This is a genomic window from Bartonella grahamii subsp. shimonis (assembly GCF_036327415.1).
Classification (GTDB): domain Bacteria; phylum Pseudomonadota; class Alphaproteobacteria; order Rhizobiales; family Rhizobiaceae; genus Bartonella; species Bartonella shimonis.
Window position 1 is genome coordinate 722515 of sequence record NZ_CP123961.1, and the last position, 15840, is coordinate 738354.

General features: G+C 36.8%; 10 protein-coding genes and 3 pseudogenes. 12 read left to right on the forward strand and 1 reads right to left on the reverse strand.

What is annotated here, in order from left to right; genetic code table 11:
* Positions 1-424 precede the first annotated feature (424 nt).
* The 12 genes and pseudogenes from QHG57_RS03170 (at position 425) to QHG57_RS03225 (ending at position 14930) form a co-directional block, all read left to right on the forward strand.
* Positions 425-1258: a cell wall hydrolase gene (locus tag QHG57_RS03170; protein WP_330168672.1), complete on the forward strand. Its 834-nt coding sequence runs from the start codon at positions 425-427 to the stop codon at positions 1256-1258.
* A gap of 199 nt (positions 1259-1457) precedes the next feature.
* Positions 1458-2705, forward strand: coding sequence for an aminopeptidase (locus tag QHG57_RS03175; protein ID WP_330169442.1), 1248 nt, complete (start codon positions 1458-1460; stop codon positions 2703-2705).
* A gap of 263 nt (positions 2706-2968) precedes the next feature.
* Positions 2969-3844 (forward strand): bifunctional DNA-formamidopyrimidine glycosylase/DNA-(apurinic or apyrimidinic site) lyase, encoded by an 876-nt coding sequence (gene mutM, locus QHG57_RS03180; protein ID WP_330169443.1) that lies wholly within the window; start codon positions 2969-2971, stop codon positions 3842-3844.
* Between the two features lie 83 nt (positions 3845-3927).
* Positions 3928-5322: a dipeptidase gene (locus QHG57_RS03185; protein WP_330169444.1), complete on the forward strand. Its 1395-nt coding sequence runs from the start codon at positions 3928-3930 to the stop codon at positions 5320-5322.
* Positions 5315-5935, forward strand: a complete 621-nt coding sequence (locus QHG57_RS03190; RefSeq protein WP_330168676.1) for a ribonuclease D — start codon at positions 5315-5317, stop codon at positions 5933-5935. Before QHG57_RS03185 ends, QHG57_RS03190 begins: the two co-directional genes overlap by 8 nt.
* Before the next feature lie 1369 nt (positions 5936-7304).
* The gene (locus QHG57_RS03195; RefSeq protein ID WP_330169445.1) at positions 7305-7634 is read left to right on the forward strand and encodes a hypothetical protein; all 330 of its coding nucleotides are present in this window, start codon (positions 7305-7307) and stop codon (positions 7632-7634) included.
* A 595-nt stretch (positions 7635-8229) separates the two neighbouring features.
* The gene (locus QHG57_RS03200; protein ID WP_330169446.1) at positions 8230-8379 is read left to right on the forward strand and encodes a hypothetical protein; all 150 of its coding nucleotides are present in this window, start codon (positions 8230-8232) and stop codon (positions 8377-8379) included.
* A gap of 1180 nt (positions 8380-9559) precedes the next feature.
* A complete protein-coding gene (locus QHG57_RS03205) occupies positions 9560-10393 on the forward strand; it encodes an outer membrane protein (RefSeq protein ID WP_330169447.1) in 834 nt (277 codons plus the stop codon).
* Positions 10394-10732: 339 nt separating this feature from the next.
* Entirely contained in the window at positions 10733-11554 is an 822-nt protein-coding gene (locus QHG57_RS03210; RefSeq protein ID WP_330169448.1) for an outer membrane protein, read from the forward strand.
* A 339-nt stretch (positions 11555-11893) separates the two neighbouring features.
* Positions 11894-12728 (forward strand): annotated as a pseudogene (locus QHG57_RS03215) (outer membrane protein).
* Positions 12729-13031: 303 nt separating this feature from the next.
* A pseudogene (locus QHG57_RS03220) lies at positions 13032-13865 on the forward strand (outer membrane protein).
* A 183-nt stretch (positions 13866-14048) separates the two neighbouring features.
* Positions 14049-14930 carry an outer membrane protein gene (locus QHG57_RS03225; RefSeq protein ID WP_330168681.1) on the forward strand — a complete coding sequence of 294 codons (882 nt, stop codon included), beginning with the start codon at positions 14049-14051 and terminating at the stop codon, positions 14928-14930.
* A gap of 563 nt (positions 14931-15493) precedes the next feature.
* On the opposite strand, the pseudogene QHG57_RS03230 reads toward QHG57_RS03225, so the two are convergent.
* Positions 15494-15789, reverse strand: a pseudogene (locus QHG57_RS03230) (IS607 family transposase); the annotation flags it as partial.
* Between the last annotated feature and the right edge of the window lie 51 nt (positions 15790-15840).

Genomic DNA, 15840 nt, shown 5'->3' on the forward strand with positions numbered 1-15840 from the left:
TATTGGATGATATCATCACTCGTATTGTGGCCGGAGGGGAGTTTTCTAGGGGAATTTCCTTTCAGATCATTTTGTTAAAATTTTATATTAAAGGGGGTATCTGTGCTATTTTTTCAATATCAATGCAAAGAGTTTTGGTATCCAGATTTTTTCGTATGTAGAAGAGAAGAAGTGGATAGTGTTACTTTATTGTAATTGAAACGTGTGGGTTATTATGTCCTATATTGGACCATGAAGAATAACAATATTGATTTGGAAATTAAGGTTTTTTTATTTTTTATTTTGCATAGATATTTTTTGATTACTTCTTGTATTAAAATTTTACTGAGTGGTAACGATTAGCTATGTACTTTATTGAGAGATACATTTAAAGCTCATTTCAAAATTTGAATAGCTCAGAGATTATAGGAATGTGTTGCATAAGATGAAAAAAAATCGTTGGAATGTTTTTGTTACCTGTTGTGTAGCACCGTTAGTTGTTGTGGGATGTGCTTCAAATCATTTAGAGACTGGAAAAGTAAATAATAATAAGACAAGAACAGTTACATATCCATTAACAGAGCGTCAATGTCTTATGCGAGCGATGTATTTTGAATCAAATCGCACAAGCCGTGAAGGAATGATTGCTGTTGGGACGGTTGTTATGAATCGTGTTAATTCAACCGCCTATCCTAAGACGATTTGTGGTGTTGTTGGTCAATATAAGCAGTTTGCTCCCGGTGTTTTAACGCGTCCTATGACGGAGAAAGCATCTGTTGCTCGTGTAAGAGAGGCGGCTGATGCTGTTTTACGGGGTGAACGAGATAAGAAAGTTAAAAACGCTAAGTTTTTTCATACTGCTGGTTTGTCTTTTCCGTATAAAAACATGCATTATGTTCGGGTTGCAGGGGGGAATGCTTTTTATGAAAAACGATCACGTGATGGCGAACTTCAAGTTCCTACAAATAATCGCCCTTATGATGTTGCTTATGCTTTTGCTCAAGAACGTTCAGGTCATGCACCAAGCTTTATAGATGAAGGCTTAGAAAGTAGAGGAGTAAAGGCAGAGAAAAGAGCATCTCCTTCGACAGAAGTAGCACAGTCCAAGACGGCATATCCTGCGCCTTTTGCTATGGTACAGCTTGATAAAGTTCCTATTCCTACCTATGCACCTCAACATTTAGCTAGGAAAGAGGAAAATAAAACGATTATGACTTTTCCTTCATCAGATCAGTTAAATGCAATTGTTGCAATGTTAGAAAAACGACACAGAAACTGATAAGTTTTTCACGACCAAAGAAGGGTTATACACCCATTTCAGTTTATGAATTAAGTGAACTTTTTAGCGATAATGACACGCATAAATATACAATGACACGCATAAATATACGTAGAGAAAGTGAACTCAAAGGATCTGAAAAACAATTTATAATATGACGACGCAAAGAACGCATTTTATTTAAAGAAGGGTATTGGTAATGTACTTTGATATTCATGAGACAGTTTCGCCTGAAATGCTTAATCGTCTTGCAGAAATTACAGTAAAAGTGGGGTTGAATTTACAAGAGGGGCAGGATCTTGTTTTGACGGCTCCAGTTTCAGCATTACCTTTTGTTCGGCGTATTGCATATCATGCTTATAAGGTTGGTGCTGGTGTCATTACACCAATTTTTAGTGATGATATGTTATTGCTTACACGTTTTGAAAACGCCCATACAGATAGTTTTGATTGTGCCCCTTCTTGGCTCTATGAGGGAATGGCGAAGGCTTTTGAAAATGGGGCAGCACGTTTAGCGATTGTTGGTGATAATCCTTTGCTCCTTTCCAATCAAGATTTTGATAAGATTGCGCGTTTGAATAAGGCGACCTCACTAGCTTACCAGCCTGCTCTCAAAAAAATATCGAATTTTTCTATAAATTGGTCAATTGTTGCTTATCCAACAGCAGGATGGGCTGAGACGATGTTTCCTTCTTTGCCACTTAATGAAGCGATTAAAAAATTAGCCGATGCAATTTTTTCTGCTTCACGTGTTACAGAAGAAGATCCGATACATGTGTGGATTGTCCATAACGAAAATTTAAAGAAACGATCATCTTGGCTTAATGAGCAGCGTTTTTCTGCCTTACACTTTACAGGGCCAGGGACTGATTTAACTGTTGGTTTGGCAGATGATCATGAATGGCATGGTGGTGCATCCATTGCTCAAAATGGTGTTGTTTGTAATCCGAATATTCCGACAGAAGAAGTTTTCACGACTCCTCATGCTCATAAGGTGGAAGGCTTTGTTCGTTCAACAAAGCCACTTTCCTATCAAGGAACACTGATTGATAATATTGAAGTACGTTTTGAAGCAGGGCGTATTGTTGAGGCACGTGCATCAACGGGGCAGGAAGTTTTGCAACAGGTTTTGCAAAGTGATGAGGGGGCAAGCCGATTGGGCGAAGTTGCTCTTGTGCCCCATTCTTCACCAATTTCTAAGAGTGACCTCCTTTTTTATAATACCTTATTTGATGAAAATGCTGCATGTCATATTGCTTTAGGACAGTGTTATTCCAAATGCTTTTTAGATGGGGCATCATTGACGTCAGAAGAGATTGCAGCACGTGGTGGGAATAAAAGTGTCATTCATATTGACTGGATGATTGGTTCTGGTGAAATTGACATAGATGGCATTACCCAAGATGGCGTAAGAGTTCCTGTATTTCGTAGGGGTGAATGGGCTTAATTCTGTTTGGTGGGATGGGATGTAAGCCTCATTGATACGTTAAGTATTTTTAAGTGTGTGATATATATTCAAGGCAGGGCTTGACCATAAAGCCTTTAGTTAAGTGACTCACATGAGTAGGGAGCCAAGTGAAATCCACTCATCAAGAATTTGAGTTGTTTATAGAGCAGATGTAGAGGAAATCTTCGTTTTTTGAGGGGGAGGGGAAGAAGTCAATTTATCGGTGATATAATTGGAAAGTGTATAATTATTAAAGAAGAGAGATGCCAGAGCTTCCTGAAGTAGAGACAGTTCGTCGTGGGCTTGAGTCTGTTGTAACTGATGCACAGATAGTATCTGTCAGACTTAATCGTAGAGATTTACGCTTTCCTTTTCCTGAGGCTTTTTCTGAGCGCCTCATTGGCAGAACAATTATAGAACTTGGTCGGCGTGCGAAATATTTATTATTTCATCTTTCTCAGGATGAAACGATTTTAAGCCATTTAGGAATGTCTGGTTCATGGCGTATAGAGAATGATCTTTTAAGAACAGCTTTTTCAACGACAAATAAATCAGTTAAGCATGATCATTTTGTCATGGATATTCAGACAAGGGATGGTGAAGTTTATCATCTTATTTATAATGATGTGCGTCGCTTTGGGTTTATGCTTTTAGTTGATACGGATAAGCTTCATGAACATCCGCTTTTAAATAAGCTAGGGCTTGAACCTATGAGTAATTCTTTTTCTGGTCGTTATTTACAAGAGGCTTTTGTTAATAAAAAAATGTCTCTCAAGAGCGTTTTACTTGATCAGTCTATTGTTGCAGGTCTTGGGAATATTTATGTTTGCGAAGCACTTTGGCGGAGTCGTTTGTCTCCACAACGTGGTGCATTTACATTGGCATCAAAAACGGCACGTGCATGTGAATTGGTAGATTCTTTAGCACAGAATATACGCAATGTGATTTCTGAAGCCATTTTGTCTGGTGGCTCTTCTTTACGTGATTATATGCATATAGATGGTTCACTTGGTTATTTTCAGCATGCTTTTTCAGTTTATGGACGAGAAGGCAAGGAATGTTTGGAGTGTGGAACGCCTATTGTGCGCATTTTACAGGCTGGGCGTTCAAGTTTTTACTGCTCACAATGTCAAAAATGAATAAGGTGTCTTGCAAAATCTTACAAGAGGCTTAAAGTCGTCGTATCTATAATATAATTACGCAAGGCTTGAGAGGTTTTTTTATGCTGAATAAAGTACTAACACATCTTGACGGAAATATAGAAAAGAGCCTTGAACGCCTTTTTTCTCTTCTACGTTTTCAATCGATTTCTACAGATTCAGTTTACAAGGATGCATGTCGTAAAGCAGCTGATTGGTTAGTCGAGGATTTAAAAAGCATTGGTTTTGAGGCTTCACGCCGTGATACACTGGGTCATCCAATGGTTGTTGGGCATCATGCAGGTCCTTCAGATGATTGTTTGCATGTGTTGTTTTACGGACATTATGATGTTCAACCTGTTGATCCATTGAGTTTATGGGAGGATGATCCATTTACACCTTCTTTAAAAGAGAGAGATGGAGAAAAAGTTATTTGTGCTCGTGGAGCTTCAGATGACAAAGGTCAGCTGATGACTTTTATTGAAGCATGTCGTGCATTTAAGAAAGAAACAGGGCAGCTTCCTGTTAAAGTTACTATCTTATGTGAAGGTGAGGAAGAATGTGCTTCTCCTTCCCTTATTCCTTTTTTAAAAGCGAATAAAGATGAACTTAAGGCTGATTGCGCATTGGTTTGTGATACGTCGATGTGGGATGCGGATACACCGTCTATTGCTCTTTCTCTTCGAGGAATTATGGCAGAAGAGATTATTGTTACAGCAGCGAATCGTGATTTGCATTCTGGTTATTTTGGAGGAGTAGCAGCTAATCCCATTCATATTTTAACGAAAATCTTAGCAGGACTTCATAATGAAGATAATAAGGTGACGCTTCCTGGTTTTTATGATGGGGTTGAAGAAACACCTCCACATATTTTACAATCATGGAATGCGCTTAATTGTACTGCTGAAAGTTTTCTTGGTCCTATAGGGCTTTCCGTTCCAGCTGGTGAAAAAGGGCGGAGCATTTTAGAGCTTGTATGGGCACGTCCTACCATGGAAATTAATGGTATTAGCGGAGGTTATGAAGGGGAAGGGGTGAAAACGGTTATTGCTTCTCAAGCAAGTGCAAAAGTATCGTGTCGTTTAGTACATAAGCAAGATCCAGAGAAAATACGCCAAGCGTTGCGTGATTATGTACGTAGCTCAATTCCTGCTGATTGTAAGGTTGAATTTAAGAATCACGGTTCTTCTCCGGCACTTCAGATTTCAGATGATTCATCTTTTATCAAGGAGGCGAAGGATGCCTTATCACAAGAGTGGGAAGTTCCTGCTGTCTTGACAGCCATGGGGGGCTCGATTCCAATTGTAGCAGATTTTCGGTCAATTCTTGGTATGGAAACTCTTTTGGTTGGTTTTGGACTGGCTGATGACCGTATTCATTCTCCTAATGAAAAGTATAATTTAAAATCGTTTCATAAGGGGCAGCGGTCTTGGGCGCGTATTCTTGCTGCTTTAGCAAGTAGGAGGGTAAATGGCTGAGATTCGCGTTCATCAAGGTGATTTACCAAACTTAGACAATTATAAAACTGATGCCATTGCGATTGATACCGAAACTTTAGGATTACAACCACATCGTGATCGTTTATGTGTTGTTCAGCTTTCTTCTGGAGATGGTACTGCCGATATTATACAAATTGCTAAAGGACAAAAGAGTTCACCTAATTTGGTCAAGCTTCTTGGAGATAATGCAGTCACCAAAATATTCCATTTTGGGCGTTTTGATCTTGCTATTTTAGCGCATACATTTGGTGTTATGCCAGAGGCTATTTTTTGTACAAAGATTGCTTCGAAACTCACGCGTACTTATACGGATCGTCATGGCTTGAAAGAAATTTGTAATGAATTGCTGAATGTGAATATTTCTAAACAGCAACAATCTTCGGATTGGGCGGCAGAAACGTTATCACAGGCGCAAATTGAATATGCTGCGTCGGATGTGTTATATTTGCATCGTTTAAAGGTTATATTTGAAGAACGTTTAAGACGTGAAGAGCGAGAAAATGTTGCCAAAGCATGCTTTCAATTTTTGCCTATGAGAGCTAGGCTTGATCTTTTAGGATGGGCGGAAGTTGATATTTTTGCGCATAGCTAACTTTAAAATTGGCTTTTAATGGAGTCAATTATTGATACGAGAGGACAAAATGCTTGTACATTATGGGCATTTTATCCTCTCATCTTTTCTGGTAAGAGTTATAATAAATTCTTAAGAGCTATTTCATTTGAAGTTTAGGCAATAAAAGTACTTTTTCGAACTCGTATTTTTTATTTTTGTAACAGTTTTTATTTGAAAAAAAGCAATTTTGAGGAGAGGCTGGAAACATATGGTAGGTTGGAAGACTTAAATCTCTGAAGCCGGTATACAGCCTAAAGGGAGAGAATATGAAGGCGTAAATGTAAAAGCCAAATCTCATGCTTACCATCATTTTTAATTCTGCTTTACGACTTTCAAAAGTATCTAAAGCAATGTCTGTTAAGTAATAGAGATTGCGCATTGCCTTATGCTTGTGTTTCTCAGATTTTTAATGGATTTACGTTCTTTATGTAAAACAGGACGCCCTAAACGGAATATATTTGCGTTGCTAATTCATATGCTTTTTTTAAAAGAAACCGGTTCCCAAGCGCATTTTTACGCTTATGGAGCAACAAGCCGCTACCATCACACATTTTGCTAACTCCCAATGTTTTGTGTATAGCCCTTGGCACTTGAGACGGTCTATAAGAGGTATTTTTAGTCTTTTTTTAGTTTTTTTGTCTACACAGCTCTCCCCACTTATAACATGCAAACAAATAGTTTAATTGATTCAACATGAGAAAGATTTGGAATGAGAGAATCTTATGGTATTCAGAGTTCTCATTCAATATAAATAACGCTAAACGATCATTATAAATCAATATATTATATGATTAATGTATAAAGATAACCACGATTATACTGAACAATGCAAAGAACAATTCCTAGAAAAGTGTGCTAGAAACAAGTCAGTAAGAGCGCTTTTTACTAAGTCAAAATGCTGCAGTAACTTTTGCATTTAAACAGATTCGTAAGAATACCCCATTTTTTCAAGAGTTTTATCCATATACAAATCTCATTTATGATGTGTGAGCGAATAAATTTGCTTAATGCATCATGAACAAGTTTGAAATGAGAGAATATTCTGATATTCGAGGGGCTCGTTTTGTGTGAGGAAATATAAATTATAATTTATAAATCAATATGTTGATGTGAAATTCGTGTAGTTTATTGTTCTCAGACGATACTTCACGCCTTTATTTATTACTCAATAAGTGATTTCTATGTTGGCAGAACAGGGCAATTTGCTTTTATTTTAAAATCAAAATGCCCCAAAGTTTTATTTTTAAGGATTTTCACTTTTTATCTATAAACATATTATTTTTCTCTAGAAATTTGCAATGAAGGCACTAGGTAAAACCCATTATGGATATTTAATGAGGTTAAATTTATGAACATAAAATATTTTATTACAGCTTTTGCTACTTTTGCTTCAATCTCTATCGCTCAGGGTGCGAATTTTTTGGCGTCTCAAAAGTTAAAAGAGGGCATATCTGCTGCTGTTCCTTCTATAGATCTTTTTTCTGCTGAACAGCTTCGCAAAGTCTTATCTGAAGTTGTTCAAATGGAACTTTCTTGCACAAATAACAGCGAATGCATAACAGCAGCTAAGTTAGTACCTGTATCACATTCTGGTAAAAAAAAGTTTCAAAAGCCTAAAAAAGGACCAGGGAAAGGAAAACGGCCAAGCCTATCTGAACGAAATCCAATGAGTTTTTAAAAAGTCAGAAAACAACATAAAGAGGTATAATGATGCTCGAGAATTGAAGAGAAGGAAATATTTTTTATCACTTGAAAACAGGGGGGGCTGTGTGTTTAAAGGGTGTTATGATTGTGCAGGGTGAGGATGAAGAGTACTGTTCGGAAAAGATACGAGCAGGGAGATTTCGGTGAACGAATAACACTGTATAATAGCAATCAGTCATGACAAAATTCATGGGTTTAGACGAATATAGCCTAGAGATTTGGGGTGCTTTGTTATGCCATAAATATCGTCATTTTAAGTGTCATTATATAAGGCATGTAAAGCTCATTGGTTGAGTGTTTTTAGAGTACGTGGGGGAAAATCAGTGAAGGACTTGTCTTAAAGCCCTTGGTTAAGTGAATTATATGAATGGGAAGCTAAATGAAATCCACTCGACAAAAATCTGGACTATTTGCAGATAGGATCTTATAGAACGCTTCACCCAAACCAAGGAGAAAACCAAGTATTTATTTTAATGCTAAACTTTTGATCTTTTATAGTGTGTTTCAAAGAATAAAACGCCAGTAAGTTGTATACTTACGTGCGTTTGGTTTAAGAGAAGTACTTCTCAATGCTCCCAAGCCCATTTCGTGACGCCATTTATGAAGGGCATAATGGTAAATCCATTGAAGAGCACTATCTTTACGCTTATGAATGGGGCAGCCGGCATTTATCACACACTTTGCTAGCTCTCAATGTTGTGACAGCCTTTGGTCTGTGAGACGATTCATAAGAGGCGTTTTTAGTCCTTTCTTGTACAGTTTTTATCAAAACGGCTTTTCCTGCTTGTAATGTGCAAGAATGTTTTGATTGATTGCAATATGCAACCGGTTTGGAATGAGAGAATCTGACGATATTCGGCTTTCTTATTCAATATGCGAAATGATGAATTATATTTATAATCAATATATTGCTCGACTAGAGAATTTATAAAATATTTTTTATTTGTCTATGATTCAATATCAGATATTTTTTCTGCCAAATTGTTTACTCAATTAATGACTTTCAAAGCAAAGTTTGATGTGAAAACTTTAAGAAAGATCTTTCATCTTTTTTGTTTTAGGGAAGTTTTAATATAGATTTCAGCATTTATCATACTAGTTGTCTGTCTTGAGGTATTTTTTACAGTTTAGTTTATAAAAGAGTATGAAATAGATAGCCTACAAATAAAACTAAAACTCTGAAAAAACTTTCTATGAGGTTGAGATAAGCAAAAAATGGTAAATATTTAAAAACAATAAATGCCTAAAGTAAAAACAAAGAGCAGGCAAGTTGCATGTCTTGTTTCAATCCGTGAATTATTGGAAATCTTATTTATACGCGATACAAGTTTATGTATAATATAAGCATCCTTTTCATGAAAAAAAAACAAATACATAGCCTTCACATTTGATCATGCTAAGGATGAATGTAAAAACGTTATTTGTATAAATTTAAATAGAACGATTGCATTTGACTGTTCTCAATATCGTAATAATTCTCGCTGTTTTTGATATTGAGAACATTCATAAGTGACATTTTTAGTTTTTTTAACGGTTTCACATACTTGCTCGTTTGTGATGTATAGAGGGATGATTTTTGTTTCTTGAATATACAGTGGTTTAAGATGAGAGCATTTGAATATAAAAGGATAATTTTTCATTAGACAATAGCACATGCTTTCCATGGTGATAACGTAGATATTTTTGAAAAATTTATAAAGAAGAGCAAATGTGACGAGAGAAAATCATTTGTGCATTGGCATAGTTTAATTCTTATTTATTACAGATCAAGCAATTCATGATGCTTTCATTGGCTTTTTGTTTTTTTTATGAGTGTGCTATTTTTGCTACAGATATCTGAAGTTTGGGCTCTATATGACATGACGTGTTCAAATAAATATTCAGCTATGGAGAGAAAATATGAATATGAAATGGTTAATAACAGCTTCTGCTTTCGCTTTTGTTTCAGTTTCAGCGGCGCAAGCAGCAGATGTTATTGTTCCCCCCAGTCCAACACCTGTTGCTCCCGTTGTTGTTGCTCCAACTTTTTCTTGGACAGGTTTCTACCTTGGTGGGCAGCTTGGTGGTTTTTCGGGTAAAACGAAAATGGATATTCTTGCTAATGGAAAAAATATTCCGGTAGATGATGATTATTTGCCTAAACTATCTGGTTTCATGGGTGGTCTTTACGCAGGCTCCAATATTGATCTCGGCAATGGCCTTATTTTAGGTGTTGATACAGATATCATGTGGTCTAATAAAGATGACACGAAGACAGGAAAGACATATGTCATTGCTCAAAATCACATAAATTATATTAACAAGATATTACAAGAATCTGGAATTAATATTGGTAAAGATGCACTTAAACCCGGTGCTAAACGAACCCACAGTTTCGCCTTTAAAGAAAAGTGGGCTGGTGCGACACGTGTACGTATTGGTTTTGCTGCTGAACGTATTATGCCTTATGTTGCTGGTGGTATCGCCTATACACAGCTTCAAGATACTGCATCGATTTCAATAACAGATAAAGATTCAGATAAAGTCATAGCTTCTGGTACTTTGTCTGATGAAACAAAGACACTTGTTGGTTACACCCTTGGTGCTGGTGTTGATTTAGCAATGACCAATAACGTTATTGTTCGTGCAGAATATCGTTACTCTGATTTTGGTAAAAAGAAATTCTCAAATGATAAATATGAGACTTCTTACAAAACCAATGACTTCCGAGTTGGCGTTGCTTACAAATTTTAACAGATGGTAAGTTAAATAACAAAGGGGCTCTATCCTTGATAGAGTCCCTGTTATTCTTTGTTGCTATATTATCACACAATACATAATTTATTGTGGATTTAAAAAGATATTATTCAGATTTTATAAAAAGGCTTAATTCATAAGCTATAAACACTAATTACATTTAAAATCAATAAGTTATTTATATATATTTTTTAGGTTTTTCGTGCAAAACAAAGCTATGAAGCGATTTTATCTGGGATGTGTTCTCCATTTTCTGTGACTGTATCATTTTTACTACAGCTTTTCTTTCTGTAATCTTGTAGCACTGTGCCCATAAATAAATTAGGAGCAAAGTTTATGAATATAAAATCTTTAGTAACAACTTCTGTTATCGCTATGGCAGCAGCTTCTGCAGCACAAGCTGCTGATGTTATCATCCCTCGTGAAACAGCCCCAGCAGTTATCGCAGCAGCCCCTGCCTATTCTTGGACAGGTTTTTATCTTGGTGCTCAGATTGGTGGTCGTTCAATAAAATCTGATAACTTTTCAAACGGTTTTAAGTTTTCCGGTATGATCGGTGGTCTATACACAGGTTACAATATTGATCTCGGCAGTGGTGTAGTCTTTGGCTTGGATACAGATGTCTCTTTTGTTGGTAAAAAAGACACAGTTAATTACGGTGAACATACGGTTGGAGGACTATTAAATAAAACTGCTGAAGGTATTACTAAAATCCTTACAGACGCTAAGATTCCAGTGAAAGATGGTCTAAAAGTTGCAAACGGAGATGCATACACCGAAAGTGTTACTCTGAAAGAAAAGTGGTCTGGTGCTACACGCGTTCGCATTGGTTTTGCTGCTGATCGTATCATGCCTTATATCGCTGGTGGTGTTGCTTATACGCAGATGCAAGGCATCTCCGCAATTGAAGTGAAAAAAGGTAGCGCTGCTGGTGAAAATGCTAATAAGGTTGTTGCTTCTGGTAACGTATATGATGAAACAAAGACCCTTGTTGGTTTCACCCTTGGTGCTGGTGTTGACTTCGCAATGACAGACAATGTTCTGTTGCGTGCAGAATACCGTTACTCAGACTACGGTAAAAAGAAATACTTTAAAGATACAGCTGAACTTCAATACAGAGTCAATGATTTCCGTGTTGGCGTTGCATACAAATTCTAATTTCGTAAAAAAACGAAATAAACGTCCAAGAGGCTCTGTCAAAGACGGAGCCTCTATTATTTTCTGTTGTTATATATTACATACCCTATATTTGTCGGGGGTGGAAAAGATATTATTTAGACTTCCTTAAAAAGATTTTTATAAACGACAGGCAATAATTACGCGCTAAATCAATGACTGATACATACTTGTAACTTACAATTTCTTGTGAAACGTGAAGTTATGAAATGACTTTATCTTGCGTCTCTTTCATTTCCTATGATTGTATAATGTTGACTACAGCGTTTCTTTCTCTAATCCTATAACACCGTCCTCGTAAATAAATGAGAAGCAAAGTTTATGAATATAAAATCTTTAGTCATAACGTCTATTATCGCTATGGCTGGAGCTTCTGCGGCACAAGCTTCTGATATTATCATTCCTTCGTGAAACAGCCCCAGTAGTTATCACAGCCTCTTCGTTTTCTTGGATAGATTTTTATCTTGGTGCTCAAGTTAGCAACTTTTTAAGTCAAAGTTGATGTATTTGATTTAGAGACAAAAGAAAAAACTTCAGATAAAGATTTAACACCTAAGCCTTCCGGTTTCATAGGTGGTATCTATGTAGGTTCCAACGTAGATCTTGGAAATGGCCTCATTTTAGGTGTTGAAACCGATGCAGTCTAGGCAGACCGCGAAGAATCAAAAACGCATTCAGAAGTTATTGGGCAACAGGCCTTCAAACTTTCAAAGATAAGCTTATAGCTGCTAAAGCTACACCTGCTTCAGGAAAAGATATTGTTAATATCACGACGAATGATAAACGTGTAAAGAGCTCCTCTTTAAAAGAAAAATGGTCTGGTGCTACACGCGTTCGCATTGGTTTTGCAGCAGTTGACCGCATTATGCCTTATTTCGCTGGTGGTATTGCTTATACGCAGCTGCAAGTGGTCGATTCTCTTAAGGCGGAAGGAGCTAATGGTGCCGAAATCGCTTCTGCTAAAGTGTTTGATGAAACAAAAACAATGGTTGGTTTCACTGTAGGTGGTGGTATTGACTTTGCAATGACAGACAATGTTCTGTTGCGTGCAGAATACCGTTACTCAGACTACGGTAAAAAAGCATTTGTAAAGGACGGGAATAAAATAGCTTACAAAACCAATGATTTCCGTGTAGGTGTCGCTTACAAGTTCTAATTTCGTAAAAAACGAAATAAACTTCCAAGAGGCTCTGTTAAAGACGGAGCCTCTGTTATATTATTACACACCCCATATTTATTGGAGGTGTAAAAAGATTATCATAAACGACAGGCAATAATTACGAAGTAAAATCAATAAATTATACGTATTCATAACTTACAATTTCTTGTGAAACGTGAAGTTATGAAATGACTTTATCTTGCGTCTCTTTCATTTCCTATGATTGTATAATGTTGACTACAGCGTTTCTTTCTCTAATCCTATAACACCGTCCTCGTAAATAAATGAGAAGCAAAGTTTATGAATATAAAATCTTTAGTCATAACGTCTATTATCGCTATGGCTGGAGCTTCTGCGGCACAAGCTTCTGATATTATCATTCCTTCGTGAAACAGCCCCAGTAGTTATCACAGCCTCTTCGTTTTCTTGGATAGATTTTTATCTTGGTGCTCAAGTTAGCAACTTTTTAAGTCAAAGTTGATGTATTTGATTTAGAGACAAAAGAAAAAACTTCAGATAAAGATTTAACACCTAAGCCTTCCGGTTTCATAGGTGGTATCTATGTAGGTTCCAACGTAGATCTTGGAAATGGCCTCATTTTAGGTGTTGAAACCGATGCAGTCTAGGCAGACCGCGAAGAATCAAAAACGCATTCAGAAGTTATTGGGCAACAGGCCTTCAAACTTTCAAAGATAAGCTTATAGCTGCTAAAGCTACACCTGCTTCAGGAAAAGATATTGTTAATATCACGACGAATGATAAACGTGTAAAGAGCTCCTCTTTAAAAGAAAAATGGTCTGGTGCTACACGCGTTCGCATTGGTTTTGCAGCAGTTGACCGCATTATGCCTTATTTCGCTGGTGGTATTGCTTATACGCAGCTGCAAGTGGTCGATTCTCTTAAGGCGGAAGGAGCTAATGGTGCCGAAATCGCTTCTGCTAAAGTATTTGATAAAACAAAAACGATGATGGGTTTCACCCTTGGTGGTGGTATAGATTTCGCGATGACAGATCATATTCTGCTTCGTGCGGAATACTGTTACTCAGACTTTGGTAAGGAGGAATGTAAAAAGGATTACCTTAAACTAGGCTGCAAAACCAATGACTTTCGTGTAGGGTTGCTTACAAGTTCTAATTTCATCAAAAGTGCGATTATGAATAAAAAGTATTAATAAAAAATTAAATTTTCAAAAGATCTTGACTTTGACAAAAAACCTATTTTCTGGGTTTTTATTTGTATATATTGTGACATTTTTACTACAGCTTTTTTATCTATAATTTTGTAAGGTCATTTCATAGTTAATTTAGGAGCAAAATTATGAATACAAAATTTTTAATAGCAACTTCTGTTGCCGCTTTAATTTCTGCCTCTGCAGCACAAGCTGCTGACGTGGCAATCCCTCATGAAGTCGCGCCAGCAGTTGTTGCAGCCCCTTCGTTTTCTTGGACAGGTTTTTATCTTGGTGGTCAAGTTGGCAACTTTTCGAGTAAAACTAAAATAACTGCTCTAGGAGCAGATAAAGAACTTTTCAAAAAGGATAACACTCCTAGTCCTTCTGGTTTCATGGGGGGTATTTATGCTGGGTCTAACGTAGACCTTGGAAATGGTTTGATTTTGGGTGTTGAAACCGATGCAGTTTGGGCAGACCGTGAAGAATCAAAAAAAGCCCGTGAATTGACTCTTACTGAACAAGAGGCAACAGATTTTAATACTGCCCTTAAAAAAGCTAAGGTTGAACTAAAAGGTCAGCAACTGTTTCAAACAGGCGATAAGGCAACAGAAACGCATAGTTACAAAGAAAAATGGTCTGGTGCTACGCGCGTCCGTATCGGTTTTGCTGCTGTTGATCGTATTATGCCTTATGTTGCTGGTGGTATTGCCTATGCGCAGGTACAGGGTATTCAATCCGTTGCAGGAAAAGGAAAGAGAACTGTTGAACAGGAAACTCGAGGGGATGACACCCCACCAGTAGAAAATAAGCAAACCGTAGATTTGACTGGTGGTGCTTGGGCTGATGAAACAAAGACAATGGTTGGTTTCACTATTGGTGGTGGAGTTGACTTTGCAATGACAGACAACGTTCTTTTACGTGCAGAATACCGTTACTCCGATTTTGGTAAAAAGAAATTCGCAAACGATACACGTGAATTCAATTACAAAACCAATGACTTCCGTGTAGGTGTCGCTTACAAATTCTAATTTCATAAAAATAAAATTAAAAGCATAAAAAATACTAAGGCCTCGTTTAACGGGGCCTTTATTTTATTAGCTCTCTATTCTATCTCTCTTAATCCCTTCTATTTTTATTGTATCATTTTGTGCCATAAGACTTTAAAGAAAATTTTTATATTATAGAGGGCGAATTGGTGGGGTACATCAGTTTTATAGCTGCTGATTACATAAAATCTTATATCAGGCCTATCATTCTGCGCCTAAGTGAAAAGTATTCCAATTAATCTCAGAAATAGGGAAAGATCATAATCAGTGACTAAATTTACTCTGCATATGTTAGATTAGAGCGAGCGTATTGCATATATCTGTTTGAGTAATTTGGGAACTACAGTCTCATTGGGAAAGAATATGAAGATGTAAAAATAGAAATGAGTTTCCAACTTTACCATCTTCTTTTAATTTAGCTTTATGATTTTCAAAAGCATGTAGAGCAACGTCTTTTAAATAATGTCTTTTAAATAATGAAAATGAAGATGGTGCATTGTCTTATATTTTTGTTTATTGCATTCTTTTTATAGAATCTACCCTCAATCAGAGATGATTTCATAAGTCCAACCTTGGCTTGCATAATAAAGCTCGAGAGCCTGTTTTTATCGCTCTAATCGTCTTTTTGATCATGGCTCGATACACGAGCATAAGCAATATTTTTTTGTAACAGTTCTCTTGAATGGAAAAGCTCAGGTCTCAGCTTGGATAGGTCATAATGGTGGTGATTTACTACCGTATGCTCAGAAAGAATTTTGTCTTCACCTTTCCAACGGCGTAAAGTGCTAATCGAAACACCCAAAGCTTGAGATGCCTTACCTATCCCAATAAATCTACCCATAATACATATTATTACACACATATAAATAGATTACAAAAAAACTGTTAAAAC

Excerpts from the sequence above, each read along its gene's own strand:
- QHG57_RS03195 (WP_330169445.1), top strand. The coding sequence starts at position 7,305 with ATGAACATAAAATATTTTATTACAGCTTTTGCTACTTTTGCTTCAATC.
- QHG57_RS03190 (WP_330168676.1), top strand. The coding sequence starts at position 5,315 with ATGGCTGAGATTCGCGTTCATCAAGGTGATTTACCAAACTTAGACAAT.
- QHG57_RS03200 (WP_330169446.1), top strand. The coding sequence starts at position 8,230 with ATGCTCCCAAGCCCATTTCGTGACGCCATTTATGAAGGGCATAATGGT.
- QHG57_RS03185 (WP_330169444.1), top strand. The coding sequence starts at position 3,928 with ATGCTGAATAAAGTACTAACACATCTTGACGGAAATATAGAAAAGAGC.
- QHG57_RS03225 (WP_330168681.1), top strand. The coding sequence starts at position 14,049 with ATGAATACAAAATTTTTAATAGCAACTTCTGTTGCCGCTTTAATTTCT.
- QHG57_RS03175 (WP_330169442.1), top strand. The coding sequence starts at position 1,458 with ATGTACTTTGATATTCATGAGACAGTTTCGCCTGAAATGCTTAATCGT.
- QHG57_RS03210 (WP_330169448.1), top strand. The coding sequence starts at position 10,733 with ATGAATATAAAATCTTTAGTAACAACTTCTGTTATCGCTATGGCAGCA.
- mutM (WP_330169443.1), top strand. The coding sequence starts at position 2,969 with ATGCCAGAGCTTCCTGAAGTAGAGACAGTTCGTCGTGGGCTTGAGTCT.
- QHG57_RS03205 (WP_330169447.1), top strand. The coding sequence starts at position 9,560 with ATGAATATGAAATGGTTAATAACAGCTTCTGCTTTCGCTTTTGTTTCA.
- QHG57_RS03170 (WP_330168672.1), top strand. The coding sequence starts at position 425 with ATGAAAAAAAATCGTTGGAATGTTTTTGTTACCTGTTGTGTAGCACCG.